Raw genomic sequence first — 14,214 nt, forward strand, 5'->3', positions numbered from 1 at the left:
ATAATTAGAATGCGCTAAAGCGCAACTACAAACCTAAATCAAAGTATCTAAACTTGGCACATTCACCCAATTCGACGTTTCATTAGATTCGTGAGATTTATCCATCAACAACTGAGAATAAACTCCTTCACGTAAAGATGGTGTTGTGGATTCTCCGCTATTAATCGCTGCAACGAGTTGATCTACTACTCGTAAAAATCCGGAAATGCGTCCATCTGCATAATTTTTCGGAAATGTTAACCGATTGGGAATTTCGATTTCTGCAACTGGTTTACCTGCTTTTCCACCCCAAACTCGGAATCCATGTACGTAGTCTTTTTGATTTTCGCTAGCTAAAATTAAAGTCCCTTCATCTCCGTAAACTTCTATCGCATGGGTACGTGGTGCGAAAATCACCGCACTAATGGAAACTTGACAGGGGGTTCCATCGGCTAATTCCAACGTTAACGCACAGGTATCGTCTGTATTTACAGGTTTCATTTCCCCGGTTGTAGCATCTGGTCTTTGGGGAATTGCGGTGGTAAAATGAGCGTTGACTCGACGTACTTCTCCAAATAACCAGTGAATGTAGTCGAAGGTGTGGGAACCCAAAGAACCCAAAGCACCACCACCTTTCTCTTTTTGAGAATACCAATTCCAAGCGCGATCGGGATTAGCTCGGGAGGAACCAAACCAGTTAATGGTAATTAAACGCTTGTTCCCGACATAGTTTTGAGCTAATAATTCGCAAAATAGCAGCCATCCGGGTACGAAGCGAAATTCAAAGTCTACGGTAGCAGCTAAATTCTTTTCTTGAGCTATATGGTAAAGTTCTTTAGCTTCAGTGACATTTAAAGTAACTGGTTTTTCTAATAAAACATGCTTCCCGGCTTGTAAAACTTGTTTCGCCATTTCGTAATGCAGAAATGGGGGTGTTGATATGGCGACTGCTTGTACTTCGGGTAATTGGAGGATATCTGTAAGATTATCGCAAGCGTGGGGGATGTCGTTGGATTCAGCTATTTCTTTGGCTTTATCCAAATCCCGATTGTAAACGGCTACTACTTGAGTTTTAGGATGGGCTTTCAATCCGGGAATATGGACTTTTTTACCAAATCCGGTTCCCACCACAGCAACGCCAATTTCACCCTGTTGATTTTTTGATGCAGCAGTCATAAAAGTAAATTATATGTAGATAAGCGTTAATTTTATAATTTACAACGAATTGAGTTTTTTATTATTCACATCTTGTCTTGCACCATTCGCAACAAGCCAAAGAAACCCGGTTTTTGAAACTGGTGTAATACCATTTCTTTATAAAGATGCGCCGAATATAGCCCATGTAGATGGGCTTTGTTTGAATAGCCCTAGCCTTATAGGCTGCGGGCAATTTAGCGGTTCCCAATTCCTAATTCCCTAAATATTAAAATCGTAAAACTTCCCTATCATAATCTTCAGGAAGTGGTTCAATTTCCCAAACAATTCCTTCTCCCGGTTGTAGCATAACTTCTACAAAAAGTTCTTCAACTGCGGTTGCAGTAATATCCTCATTGTTGGGAAAAGCTTGTAAATCTTCGGTAAGCAATCTTAATTTAAAACCACCGGGGATAAAACCACCTGCCGCAGCGTTACGCAGTTGAAAACGCCAAATTATTCCTTCGAGTTCGTTTTTAGGAATAATTGAAAGGATATATTGCTTTCCCGCAATAGTTAATTGACGAGAAAGAATTTTTCCCGATTTTTCTATTTCTTCTAGATTACGAGCGCCTGCCATACTCGTTTCTAGATTAAAACTTCTCCAACCAAATTGTTCTGCTATTTGGGAAACCCCATTTTGCAACCAATCAATTACATGCCACTGTTGTGGTAATCCCAATCTTTTTTCATATAAACTGTTGCGATAACCCAACTGTTCGATGAAAGCTCCCCAAATGGTAAAAGGAATTTCCAAACGGGGGTTTAATATTTCTGGATTTCCCAAACGCAAAATTAAATTTTGGGCTTGTTGTGAAGTCAAATTTGCTAGGGGTGGGATTTGGCTACGGGTTATTTCTTGGGGACAAAATTCTTTACTTACCGTTAATACGCTTAAATCTGTAGTTACATCTGTTCTATCTAAGGAATAATTTCTAAAAACAGCATCATAACTCGAATTAATTTTAAGTTGAGCATGAGTAGAATAACCCCAAACTCGAACAAAACCTTCATCCGGTTGTACTTGTATTCCTAAATAATAATCCCCAACAAAACTAGGAATATCTACCCACTCTTGGGGAACCTGTAACTCGCTTAAATCAATATCTTCATTGGGAACTAACACAAATTTTGTGCCGTCACTAAGCGTAATTGAACATCCATTAACCAGCTCCCACAAGCTGGGTAATGCAGTGGTACTGGGCGAAAGCTTTGCCTGCTGAGCGAATTCTGACTCTAACCAGGGTAAGACTGCCAGAAGGCAAAGCTTATTCATATATGCTTGATAGCAATTTGCAGAATTAGAATAATTCCGGCTTTTATCCCAAGCTTGATTTTGAACGTTTAAAGGTATTTCCAAAATCAAGTCTGTTGGGGAAGTAAAGGTAAATAAGGAAATGTTGTTCATGATGAATTGGGAATTGGGAATTGGGAATTGGTAATGGGTAATGGGTAATTGGGCATTGATGATTCACACCCTGCAAGTGAACAACTGTTGACTGCTGACTGTTAACTGTTAACTGTTAACTGTTCGCTGTAATAACTTTGCAGCCATTCCTCCATTACGGTGCTGGTAGTTTTTAATATGTCTGATGTTAAAGAAATATGCAGTTTTTCTTGACTCCATTTTGCAAAGGAGCGTAGTAATGTTTCTTTGGTTTTACTTAATCTTCTAGAAACTGTATATTGTTTGACTTCTAGCTGTTTGGCTATTTGCTGTTGAGTTAAACCTTCCGCGTAATAAAGCTGTAAAATTTGCTGATTTTGTATATCTAATTGAGTAATTGCACTTATTAATACGGTATTTATCTCGGATTGTTGAGAAACTTTTTTTTGTTCTTCTTCTGCGGCAATAATTTCATTTAATAAAGATTCTTCGTTCGCTGCAATATTATCTACCCATTCAAATGAATCTTCACCAACCGGAGCATTAATGGAAGTTACAGTCGGATAAAGATATTTACGGATAGAAGTGGCACAATTGAGCAGCCAGGTTTCCACAGTTGAAGAATCAATTACTGTATTCGTTTGTTTCTCATAGGTTTGAGCGATCGCCAACCAAATTGTGTCGTCAGGGCGGGGAAGCTGCCTGGTGCTGTTGCTTTGGGTTGGTACGTACAAAGTCTTAAAACAATTCCAAACCAGCACATAATTAGCAATTGTATCTTTTGGCAAACCCGACTCTTGCAAAGATTCAATCAAACGCTTCTGACTAGTTTTGCGTAACAAACTCCAAACCGAACAAATATCAACTTCGTGACGCTGACGCAATGTATCGCGGATAATACTTCCAAAAGCAGCACTAGCGTAGTTTTTCAGTCGATAACCGGAATTTAAATTAAACCCTTTGAGAACTTTATCAAACTTTGCGATCGCGACTTGAAAGCAGTCGGAAAGATTGTACTGAATATTCGCAAATGTGTTTGCTGCTTTTAACGAACTCCAGTAACAACTTTCCTGTAAATAAGCTAAGAGATGTTCTTGGGCAATTGGCTGGGGACTAATTCGCCACATTTTATACCAGTAAAGCGCCCAAAAATTATCGGAAGTTTCCGCTTGTTTTTTTTCTAGACGATTAGACATGCTCCGACGCAGTTTACCATCAGTTACCCAACCCCGAAAACGGTCTGCATCAAATTGTAAGAAAGTGGAAAATATCTCAACAAGATTATTTCTCGATTGCATAAAACAATACAAGCCAGTATGGGAAATATAGTATAAGAGCTATAGCGCTACAAATTCAAGAAGAACTCTGCTGCAAGTAATCAAGAGTATAGCAACCGAGCAATTTCTGAATTGATCGAAATAATTTTACAAATATCGGCATAAATTTTTGAACCTATACGTATCTAGATTATAGACAGTCTAAAAGCTATTAATGAGGTTTAAATATGTTTGTTAATACTATAAAGTCAGTGGTTTTCGGCAGCATGCTAATGCTTTCTACAGCATCAGTTGCACTCGCTCAACCGTCTCTACCCGCGCCTGAGTTTCAGATTAAGCCAGCATCAAAGTTTACTTGCGCTCCTCATACAAGAACTTATATTGTTAAATCTTTGACAAATGCTAAAGGTAAAGGTATCCGTTGCGTAAAATTTGCTAATGGCAGCAGAAGAAACCGTCTTCCTCGGATTGCTTGGTATGGAGAAGGTAACTGGAGCGGTAGAACTTATCGTCACGTCGGACAGGCATTTTACAGAGGTAGGAATCTGATTGGTTTTGCTTCCGATATGCACGGCAATGGAGAATATTTCAACGGTAACTTTAACGGTAATTTGAAATTACAGTTTGTTAGTGGTTCCAAAATTAGAGTTACTGGTGCGTGGAATGAAGAATGGATTCCAGTGAAATCTACTTCCTATAAGCCTTTACCCAGACCTAAAACTTGCGGAAATTACTTCGACCAGTATAAAGTTTCTGACTTAACAGGGAAGCGTCGAGGTTCTGGATTGCGTTGCGTGCTTCGCGTCGGACGTAAAAATACTACTTGGTTTGGTAACGGTAACTGGGGAAGAAGTACTTACTCTCATATCGGTACTCGCGGATATAAAGGTTATGGTGCCAGCGATATCTGCGATACTCCTTTCGGTCCAATTTGCAATAAATTTGCTTTCGGTTCCTTGAAGCTTACTCCTGCGGGATCTGGTTTCAATGTTACGGGTGCCTGGAGTGAAAAATGGCGTAAGTAGTTTACAATTTTTTCCCTTCTCCTTAACAAGGAGAGGGGTGCCCGTCAGGGCGGGGTGAGGTTTCAGAAGATTGCAAATTAAATCTATTAGGTAAGTAGTAGGTGGATTTATATAACATCCCTTCCACCGTGACTTTTTAATAAACGTTCCATTTCCTCATGATTCCATTCTTTTGCTTCTGAAAGAGGAGTGTCTCCGAGGCAAGTGATACTATTAACTTTTGCACCATTGTTTATAAGAAATTCAGCCATTTCTAAATGACCTTTTGATGCTGCATGATGCAACGGTGTTTTACCATCTGCATCGCGAGCATTTATTGGTAAACCATTTTTTAATAAAAACTCTGCAATTTCTATCAAAATATCTTGGGACGTGAGAACCCCTGGTTTATAACCAGGGGATGAAACGGACAGGTAAAGTTTTAACTTTCCGTGTTTCTTTTATTTACTAGTTTGGTTCTCAATATACTTACGAATAACGTCGGTACTTACTTGTCCTGTAGTAGCTACAAAGTAACTAGGACTCCACAAAGTAGGTAATTTTTTTAACTGTGGATATTCCTTCCTTAGAATATTAGATGCTCTACCCTTAACCCACTTTGCAATTTGAGAAGCTGACTCATGTGGCGGTGAGTTGATAAACATATGTACATGATCTGGCATCACTTCAAGAGCGATTAATCTCCAGCCATGTTCTTTTACTAACTCAAAAATAATTTCCTGTAGCCGCATAGCGATTTCATTAACTAATACTGCTTTACGTCTTTTTGGGACAAACACAAAGTGATAATTTATCGATGACACGGATTTTTCAGCCCTTCTGTATTCATAATCTGACGCTGACAACTTAGCCATTTTATATCAGGGTTTTTTGTTGATTATTTATGTTGAATCAACTATATTAATAAACAAGGAGGTGGTCAAGTGTACAAAACAGTTCCAATAAAAGCAAAATTTACGGATGAAGAAAAAGCTTTCTGGGTAGATCAGTGTGAGCATTCAAACAGTTTATATAACTCTGCTATTTATCTGGCACGCCAGAATCATTATGCAATGCTACTTGAAAGAAAGGCTAATACAACTTACTGGTGTGGAGATGAACTTAGAAGTGGTTGGAAAACTTACAGATTAGAAACTAATTATTATCATTTAGATAAACAGCTTAAAACTTGCATTCACTACTTTTCATTGGCTGCACAAGCTGCACAACAAACATTAAAGTTAGTAGGAGAATCAATAACTAGTTACAATAAATTAGTGGATAAGTATTACTTAGGAGATGGCAGTAGGCCATCAATTCCCAAGTACAGAAAGTCTGGTGGTTTATTCGCAGTTACGTTCCCAAAACAAGCCTTGGCTTGTCATAATGGTTATATTTATCCCTCAATCAGTAAAGCAACAAAGCCTGAATTAATAACATCAATTAAGCTTATTTTGCCCGAATTTATTAGCTTTGATTGGATTAAAGAAGTAATTATTCGTCCTAGTCGTGGAGAGTTTTGGGTTGATTGGGTGATAGACGATGGTAAACAGCCAATTATAAATAATAAGAGTCTTAACTACAATCATGCAATTAGCATTGATCACGGTGTAAAGTTTTGGTTGTCAGCAGTTACTACCCTTGGTAAAAGTTTTATTGTTGAATCTCCACAGCTAAAAACTGCACTCCATAAATATCGAAATCAAGTACAGCAACATAAGAAAAACAAACCTAGTAGATACTGGGACAATTACCTTGATAGAATCACAGCAAAACGCAATTTACAAGTCAGAGATGCAGTAAATAAAGCCGCTAGGTTTATCATCAATAAATGCTTAAAAGACGGTATCGGGAATTTAGTAATTGGTTGGAATGAGGGAAATAAAACCAACATTAATATTGGTAGAAACAATAATTATGAAGTTGTTTCAATGCCAACCAAAAGACTTATTGAGAGGTTAAGACAATTGTGTGAAGAATATGGTATTAGATTCCACATAACCACTGAGGAGTATACTTCTAAAGCTTCTTTTATTGATAATGATGAATTACATCAATACGGTGCAAAACCCATAGAATGGAAGCCATCAGGTAAAAGAATTAGTAGAGATGTATACCGCACAAAAGACGGTTTATTGATTCATGCAGATTTAAATGCAGCATCTAACATTCTACGAAAGGTTGCCGACCAGATTTTTATTAACTCCGGCATCGCAAAACTAGCTTTTGAAATAATTAAACGGGGTGCTTTGACACACCCCAAACGGTACGATATTTTTAGTAATCTAAAAAGGTCTTATCGCAAGCAAACAATGTCACGCAGTATGTCTTTAGACTACGGAGTGACAACTGCTTAGAATCCCAGTTTTTTTCAAAGCTGGGAGATGTCAAATATCCTTTGCTTGCAGCTAAATGTAACGAATCAAGGCTATTAAAATTGATTCCTTTTCTTGTTAATAATTCCACAATCTGTATTTTATTTTGACAAATAGCTAAGCGTAGTGGATGACTACCACTATCATGATTTATATACGCACCACGCTCAATAAGTAATTCAGCAATTTCTAAATGATTGTATCTTATTGCACAATCTAAAGGTCTTCCGCCTCCAGAATAAAGACTAATATCCGCACCATTATCTAAAAGCAAGCTGACTATTTCTTTATGATTACCCATTACAGCTAGATTCAATGGAGTCCCACCTCTACGTGTGGAATTGATTTGAACATTTTGTTTTATAAACTTTTCCACAGCATCGATATCTCCTCTAAAAGCAGCAAAGTGAATTCCAACCACAGCACCACGAGCCAGAAAAAATTCAACAAGTTCGGTATGATTGTTCGTTGCTGCTTCTAATAATGGATTTGAACCATTTTCTTCGTTTAATCCCTGGTTAATATTTGCTCCATTATTAACCAGAAATTCAGCCATTTCCTTATTACCTTCACAAACAGCTAAAAAAAGTGGTGTACCTCCAAAAACTTCGATATCAACATCAACACCTTTTTTTTAACATTGTTTTACCTTTTCAATATCACCATTAATAACTCCATCACGTATTTGAGTGACTGGATTGGTACGAATTCGCCAAATAATTAGCGCTCCTGTAATAGCAAGTAATACGTAAAATATTAAAGCTTGAATAGTCATTTGATAAAAACACCCCTATATATAAAAGCTCAGTTTAACCGTTTTTTTTAATAAAATTTCTAGGAATCATCTTTTTTGTAGAGTGTTTGACGCTTTGAAAAACTTTCTAAGCATTAAATGTTTTGTAGATAAGTGGTGCGTTACGCTCCGCGATAACGCACCCTACAAATAAAACCCTAATCTCTCTATAACTTTCTTCCTCTGCGGTTTTTTTCTCCCAAAAACTATAACTCAACAAAAAAACTCTCAAAAAATATTCCGAAAACCCCGCATAAAAATCCCAGCACAAACGTAATAGATATTAGAAGGGATTCAAACCCAAACACACTAAAACTAAACAATATTTCTAGGAGTTTAAATATGTTAAAGCGTTCCTTGGCTGTTGCGGCTGTTGGTACAGTATTAAGCATCGGTTCTATTAGCCCCTCTTTGGCTGCACCCCGCGACTTCGTTGGTACCTGGGTAAATACAAATTCTAATACTCGCGGAATTACTAAGCTGGTTGTTAGAAGAGTTTCTGGAAACAGATTAATTGTCAGAACATACGGTAGCTGTAGCCCCAGAGATTGCGATTGGGGTAGAGCTAGACTAACTACCTACGGTAACAGCGTTCAAGATAGAAATCATCGCTCTGCTACTACTACCTATAACAAGAGTTTTGCAAATACTTTGTTGACTATTAACCTCAGAGGTAGAGATAGATTGAGTTTACAAAGCTTTACCCAGTTCAAAGATAACAGTAACAGACAAAATTACACATCTAGAGCCGTTTTCCGCAAGCGTTAATTTTTTCGGGTAAAACTAGAATAAATCGAAAAAATCGTATATTTTATTAACGGGTAAAGTCAGTATTATCTAACTGATTTTGTCCGATTTTTCTATTTAAAGAAAAACAAAGCAGGGGGTAGCTACATTTTATTTAATCAAAAGGTATTAAAATGTCTCCAATTGGTATTGCAACCAGTCGTTTAAACTACAAAAATAAAGAAAGTGCAGCCAAATTATGGTTGCTCTTGATTGGGGTGAACCAATATCAGGATGAACAAATTCCTAACCTGCGTTATTCAGCGGTAGATTGTCAGGGTTTAAGTTCGGCTTTACAAGATACAACAGATAAATTCTCCCGAAAAGAAGCTAATATATATCACGATTCAACTCCTCGAACTCCTTGTCTAGAAAATATACGTACTTCTCTACAAAAAATTATTGTTGATGCAAAACCCCATGATACCGTTTTATTTTATTTTTCCGGTCATGGTGTTCTCGAATCATCTACTAATCAAGCCTTTTTATGTTTAAGAGACACCTATAAATCAAAATTACTTGATACGGGTTTAGCTGTCAGCGAACTTTTACAATCTTTGAATAATTGTGCGGCAAAAAATCAATTAGTATGGCTTGATGCTTGTCATAGTGGCGGTATGACGTTAAGAGGAGTAACGCCACAATTAGTTGAAATATTACAGCAAAATGCCGTTAATAGTAAAGGTTTTTATGCATTGCTTTCCTGCGATACCAATCAACAGTCTTGGGAATTTCCAGAATTAGGACATGGAGTATTTACTTATTTTTTAATGCGGGGTTTGCTTGGTGGGGCGGCTAACTCGCAAGGTGTAATTTCTGCGGATGGTTTATATCAATATGTTTATTATCAAACTCTCCAGTATGTCGATAAAACCAACCAGCAGTTAAGGCTAATTAATCAGCAGAAACAAGCTAAGGGGAATACTTTACTACAACGGGAATATTCTTTACAAACTCCAAAAAGGATTGTGGAAGGAGTGGGAGAAATAATTTTGGCGAAAGCTCCCCCAAAAAATGCGCTTTCAGTCAATAATCGTGTCGGTTTAGTGATTGAAGGATTCTCGGATAGCCAAGAAACTTTAGAAATTAGTAAACTGTTGGGAAGCGTAGGAAATTTCCAGCTTGAATATTTACAAGCAGCAAAATTATCCGCCCAAAAACTAAAAGAAATAATTAGCGATCGCTTAAAAACAAATGCCGCAGAAACGGTTTTACTTTATCTGCGGGGAAGCATAGAAGAAACTTCTACTTGGGAGGGATTGATATTAGGGGAAAATATCCGCATCAAACGTTCTTGGTTAAAACATTTATTGCACGATATTGCTGCCAAGCAAATTGTTATTCTAGATTGTCCCAATTTTGATTCAAATTCTTCTAACGTACAAGAATGGTTAGAAGATTTACAAATTGATTCCCAGCAAGGGCAATGTTTAGTAGTCTCTGCTGGATCGCAATTTTCTCAGATTTTACTCGATACTTTGACAAAAACTCCTGCAACAACTGGATTATCTGCCGCTGGATGCATATCGCAACTACAATTACAGTTAGCAGGTAGCGACAATTTGAAAGTATGGCTTTCCGGTACCCAAGGAATTATTGAAATTATTCCCGGTAAAAGCGAATTTACATCTAGAAATCAAAAGCAAGCCATTGATTTAAACATATGTCCCTATATGGGTTTAAATGCTTTTTCTCCAGAAGATGCCAGGTACTTTTGCGGTAGAGAAAATTTAACTCAGCAACTAATTTATCAAGTCAAAAACAATCCCTTTGTTGCAGTTGTTGGTGCTTCCGGTAGCGGTAAGTCTTCTTTAGTGCAAGCCGGTTTAATTCCTACGTTAAGAAAAGGAAAACAAATACCTAACAGCGAAAAGTGGTTAATTAAAATTTTACGCCCAGGCAATAATCCTTTAGAAACAGTTGCCGCAACATTTTCTTTCTTTCATCCCCTTTCTCCCGAAAACTTTGTTTACCGATTGCGAAAGATTCCCCAAACAATTACAGTTTTAGTCATAGATCAGTTTGAAGAATTATTTACTCTGGCATCAGTAAAAGAAAGAGTAAAATTTTTAGAAATATTATTATCTGCGGTGCAATATGCATCGGATAGATTTAAATTAATTATTACTTTAAGAGCCGATTTTGTTGCTTCTTGTTTGGAAGTTACCAGCTTAACAAAATTATTGCAGGATTCAAGTTTATTAGTTCCACCTCAGTTAAATCAAGATAATTATCGTCAGGTGATAGTTAAACCAGCCGAGCAGGTAGGATTAAAAGTTGAACCGGAATTAACTGAGATACTGCTGCGAGATTTAGATAATTCTGTTGGCGATTTACCTTTATTAGAATTTGTTTTAGAGCAGTTATGGCAGCATCGTCATCAAGGAGAGTTAACTTTAAAAGCATATGAAGAAAAATTAGGTGGAATAAAAGGTGCATTAGAACGTTCATCTCAAGCTGTATACGACAATTTGTCTCCTTCAGCCCAAGAATGTGCAAAATGGATTTTTCTTTCTTTAACTCAATTGGGAGAAGGTAGGGAAGATACTAGAAGAAGAATATTTAAATCTGACTTAATAGTTAAAAAATTCCACGCAGAATTAGTTGAGAAAACACTGGCTGCTTTTGTGGCTGTAAAGTTGATTGTTGTTGGTAATGAAGATGGGGAGAAAACCGAGCTTTGTGCAAAATCTAATTCCATAACAGTAGAAGTCGCTCACGAAATTTTAATTCGTTATTGGAATACTTTACGGGGTTGGCTGGAGGAAAATCGCAGTCGTCTGCGTTTGCAACGTCAAGTTTCTCAAGCTGCTCAACTGTGGAAACAAAATGGGGAAAATAACGATTTTTTGTTGCAGGGTGTGCGCTTGGCTGAAGCGGAAGATATTTACCTTCAGTATACGGATGAGTTATCTAGTAATGTCAAACAGTTTATAGAAGCTTGTTTACAGCAAAGAAAGTATCAACAATTTGAAGAAAAAAGAAGATTGCGACGGGCACAAAGGGGTTTAGTTGCATTGAGTATTCTAGGTATTGCTTCTTGCGGTTTTGCTGGTTTGGCTTATCTTCAAGGCAGGGAAGCGAATATACGAGAGATTCAAGCTTTAAATTCTTCGTCGAAAGCTAATTTATTATCGGATAGGCAGCTAGAAACTTTACTTAATAGTGTGGAAGCTGGAAAGCAGTTGCAAAAAACTATTGCGGTACCGTCACCGATACGCTATCAAACATTGAATGCGCTGCAACAGATAATGTCAAAAATTCGCGAAAAAAACCGCTTTCAAGGACATACTTCTTGGGTAAATTCAGTTAGTTTTTCTCCCGACGGTAAAATAATTGCTTCTGCTAGCAGCGATAATACTGTTAAATTATGGCGGCGAGATGGCAAATTAGTTAATACTTTAGTTGCTCACAATGCTGGAGTAAATTCTGTCAGTTTTTCTCCCGATGGTAGATTTATTGCTACTGCTGGTGACGATGAAACAGTTAAATTATGGGACGCTGTAGGTAATTTACTCAAAAGTTTTCGGGCACATGATAGTGGAATTAACAGTATTAATTTTTCTAAGGATGGTGAAAAAATCATCTCTGGAAGTAACGATACTAAGATAAAAATTTGGAATAGAAATGGCAAACTGTTAAATACTTTGTCAGGACATCTTGAAAGTGTAAATCAAGCTATTTATTCCGAAGATAATCAAATGATAGTTTCTGCTGGTAATGACAATACTGTTAAACTTTGGAGTACTGACGGTAAATTATTAAAAACTTTGCAGGGACATGACAAAGATGTGTTTAGCGTTAGCTTTAGTCCCAACGGACAAATTATTGCTTCTACAAGCGATGACGAAACTATTAAGTTATGGAGTCGTAACGGGGATTTATTAAATACCGTGCCTATGGGGAAAACTATCAAAATTTGGAATCAAAATAATACTTTGACCGATACTTTTATCAACCATAACAATCAAATTAATAGTATCAGTTTGAGTCCAGGTGGTAATTTTCTAGCTACCGCCAGTGATGATTATACAGTACGACTGTGGAATATCAATAGCATATTAACAAACACTTTTTTCGGACATACAGATGAAGTTACTAGCGTCAAATTTACTAAAAATGGTCAAGAAATAAATTCTGTTAGCGATGACGGCACCATGAAAATTTGGCGCAAAGATGGTAAATTACTTAAAACTTTGTCTGCACCGATAAATAACGTTACTAGCTTTAATATTAGTCCCGATAAAAAAATTGTTTTTGGTAGTGACGATGGAATTTTAACTATTTGGAGTGAGGATAATCGCTTAATACATACCTTACCAGCACATCGCGGTTGGATAATTAATATAAACTTTAGTCCCGACGGTAAAGTATTTGCTTCATCTGGGATTGATGGCACAATTAAACTTTGGACTCGTGATGGTAAATTAGTCAAAGTTCTTAACGATCATAATGGTTGGGTTACGAAAGTTAAATTTAGCCCCGACGGTAAAATTATTGCTTCTGCTGGTGCCGATAACACCGTCAAAATTTGGAGTCGTGACGGTAAATTGCTGCACAATCTTACCGCACATACTAATAGCGTTTGGGATATCAATTTTAGCCCCGATAGTAATATGCTTGCTTCCGCTTCCGCCGATAAAACCATCAAAATTTGGCAGCGCAACGGCAAATTAATCGAAACTCTTAACGGACACGCTGATTCTATTACTAGCGTTGTGTTTTCCCCTGACGGTAAGGCGATCGCCTCTAGCAGCGATGACGATACGGTAAAATTATGGAGTAGCAAAAACGGTCAATTAATTAAAACCATTAAGGGACATAATGGTAACGTCAGGAGCGTAGATTTCAGCCCAGACGGTAAAACTCTTGTTACCGCTAGTGCCGATAAAACTGTGAAGCTTTGGAATTTAGAAAAAGTAGAACTCCAACCCTTAAAATTAAATGCTTTACTCGCACAAGGATGTCATTGGTTGGATGACTACCTAAAATGGAACAGCAACGTTAGCGAATGGGATAAGCAGGTTTGTTCCTGAGTTGAAGTTTATCTTTGATTAAAGGATTTCTCCCAGGTGTTGAATGTGGTAAATATCGTGTCGGTGTATAGTTACCGTAACCAGGTTTTTTAGGCATACGAGCCGGAGGTAGCTGATGATTTATACCTTCCTCTACTGGTGGAATCCAACGTGGTGGTGGAGGCATTGGTCTGATGCCACCTTGTTCTGGATTTAACATGGCATCCATTGAATTATCTAGCTTGACAGCTTGATATTTAACTTTATGGATTTTACCCGATGCAATGTTCTTTACCGCGTTTTTCAAACCAGGAAAGGCAGTTAAGAGAATTGTTGATACTGCAATTGTTGAACCAAGAATTTGCCTTTTCATATTCACCGCTCGCGACAACTTAGAAATTCAA

Annotated in this window: 12 protein-coding genes; 4 read left to right on the top strand and 8 right to left on the bottom strand. The window is 37.4% G+C overall.

All coding sequences use genetic code 11. The annotated features are described in order from the left end of the window. Positions 1-33 precede the first annotated feature (33 nt). The 3 genes from RIV7116_RS19540 to RIV7116_RS19550 form a co-directional block, all read right to left on the bottom strand. Positions 34-1,155 carry a Gfo/Idh/MocA family protein gene (locus RIV7116_RS19540; RefSeq protein ID WP_015120040.1) on the bottom strand — a complete coding sequence of 374 codons (1,122 nt, stop codon included), beginning with the start codon at positions 1,153-1,155 and terminating at the stop codon, positions 34-36. Positions 1,156-1,402: 247 nt separating this feature from the next. Further along, the gene (locus RIV7116_RS19545) at positions 1,403-2,581 is read right to left on the bottom strand and encodes a DUF1822 family protein (RefSeq protein WP_015120041.1); all 1,179 of its coding nucleotides are present in this window, start codon (positions 2,579-2,581) and stop codon (positions 1,403-1,405) included. A 101-nt stretch (positions 2,582-2,682) separates the two neighbouring features. Continuing rightward, positions 2,683-3,858: a sigma-70 family RNA polymerase sigma factor gene (locus RIV7116_RS19550; protein WP_015120042.1), complete on the bottom strand. Its 1,176-nt coding sequence runs from the start codon at positions 3,856-3,858 to the stop codon at positions 2,683-2,685. A 251-nt stretch (positions 3,859-4,109) separates the two neighbouring features. On the opposite strand from RIV7116_RS19550, the gene RIV7116_RS19555 reads away from it, so the two are divergent. Further along, complete coding sequence (locus tag RIV7116_RS19555) at positions 4,110-4,862, top strand: hypothetical protein (protein ID WP_232435711.1); 753 nt, start codon at positions 4,110-4,112, stop codon at positions 4,860-4,862. 107 nt (positions 4,863-4,969) lie between these two features. On the opposite strand, the gene RIV7116_RS19560 is transcribed toward RIV7116_RS19555, so the two are convergent. After that, positions 4,970-5,221, bottom strand: coding sequence for an ankyrin repeat domain-containing protein (locus RIV7116_RS19560; protein ID WP_015120044.1), 252 nt, complete (start codon positions 5,219-5,221; stop codon positions 4,970-4,972). Positions 5,222-5,302: 81 nt separating this feature from the next. Continuing rightward, complete coding sequence (gene tnpA, locus RIV7116_RS19565; RefSeq protein WP_015117596.1) at positions 5,303-5,716, bottom strand: IS200/IS605 family transposase; 414 nt, start codon at positions 5,714-5,716, stop codon at positions 5,303-5,305. A 69-nt stretch (positions 5,717-5,785) separates the two neighbouring features. Here tnpA and RIV7116_RS19570 point away from each other — a divergent pair, with 69 nt between their 5' ends. Further along, positions 5,786-7,198: an RNA-guided endonuclease TnpB family protein gene (locus RIV7116_RS19570; RefSeq protein WP_015117597.1), complete on the top strand. Its 1,413-nt coding sequence runs from the start codon at positions 5,786-5,788 to the stop codon at positions 7,196-7,198. Here RIV7116_RS19570 and RIV7116_RS19575 read toward each other — a convergent pair. After that, a complete protein-coding gene (locus tag RIV7116_RS19575) occupies positions 7,119-7,829 on the bottom strand; it encodes an ankyrin repeat domain-containing protein (protein ID WP_232435829.1) in 711 nt (236 codons plus the stop codon). The genes RIV7116_RS19570 and RIV7116_RS19575 overlap by 80 nt on opposite strands. 21 nt (positions 7,830-7,850) lie before the next feature. Then, complete coding sequence (locus RIV7116_RS35945; protein WP_015120046.1) at positions 7,851-7,991, bottom strand: hypothetical protein; 141 nt, start codon at positions 7,989-7,991, stop codon at positions 7,851-7,853. Positions 7,992-8,351: 360 nt separating this feature from the next. Here RIV7116_RS35945 and RIV7116_RS19580 point away from each other — a divergent pair, with 360 nt between their 5' ends. Further along, complete coding sequence (locus RIV7116_RS19580; protein WP_015120047.1) at positions 8,352-8,777, top strand: hypothetical protein; 426 nt, start codon at positions 8,352-8,354, stop codon at positions 8,775-8,777. Between the two features lie 152 nt (positions 8,778-8,929). Next, positions 8,930-13,831 (top strand): caspase family protein, encoded by a 4,902-nt coding sequence (locus RIV7116_RS19585; protein ID WP_015120048.1) that lies wholly within the window; start codon positions 8,930-8,932, stop codon positions 13,829-13,831. On the opposite strand, the gene RIV7116_RS19590 is transcribed toward RIV7116_RS19585, so the two are convergent. Continuing rightward, positions 13,800-14,183, bottom strand: a complete 384-nt coding sequence (locus RIV7116_RS19590) for a hypothetical protein (protein ID WP_015120049.1) — start codon at positions 14,181-14,183, stop codon at positions 13,800-13,802. The two genes, RIV7116_RS19585 and RIV7116_RS19590, sit on opposite strands and share 32 nt — an antisense overlap. Between the last annotated feature and the right edge of the window lie 31 nt (positions 14,184-14,214).

Source organism: Rivularia sp. PCC 7116 (genome assembly GCF_000316665.1).
Lineage (GTDB): Bacteria > Cyanobacteriota > Cyanobacteriia > Cyanobacteriales > Nostocaceae > Rivularia.

What these genes read in the sequence shown, in the direction of transcription:
- RIV7116_RS19540 (WP_015120040.1), bottom strand. Translation starts at nt 1,155, where the DNA reads ATGACTGCTGCATCAAAAAATCAACAGGGTGAAATTGGCGTTGCTGTG.
- RIV7116_RS19545 (WP_015120041.1), bottom strand. Translation starts at nt 2,581, where the DNA reads ATGAACAACATTTCCTTATTTACCTTTACTTCCCCAACAGACTTGATT.
- RIV7116_RS19550 (WP_015120042.1), bottom strand. Translation starts at nt 3,858, where the DNA reads ATGCAATCGAGAAATAATCTTGTTGAGATATTTTCCACTTTCTTACAA.
- RIV7116_RS19555 (WP_232435711.1), top strand. Translation starts at nt 4,110, where the DNA reads ATGCTTTCTACAGCATCAGTTGCACTCGCTCAACCGTCTCTACCCGCG.
- tnpA (WP_015117596.1), bottom strand. Translation starts at nt 5,716, where the DNA reads ATGGCTAAGTTGTCAGCGTCAGATTATGAATACAGAAGGGCTGAAAAA.
- RIV7116_RS35945 (WP_015120046.1), bottom strand. Translation starts at nt 7,991, where the DNA reads ATGACTATTCAAGCTTTAATATTTTACGTATTACTTGCTATTACAGGA.
- RIV7116_RS19580 (WP_015120047.1), top strand. Translation starts at nt 8,352, where the DNA reads ATGTTAAAGCGTTCCTTGGCTGTTGCGGCTGTTGGTACAGTATTAAGC.
- RIV7116_RS19585 (WP_015120048.1), top strand. Translation starts at nt 8,930, where the DNA reads ATGTCTCCAATTGGTATTGCAACCAGTCGTTTAAACTACAAAAATAAA.
- RIV7116_RS19590 (WP_015120049.1), bottom strand. Translation starts at nt 14,183, where the DNA reads ATGAAAAGGCAAATTCTTGGTTCAACAATTGCAGTATCAACAATTCTC.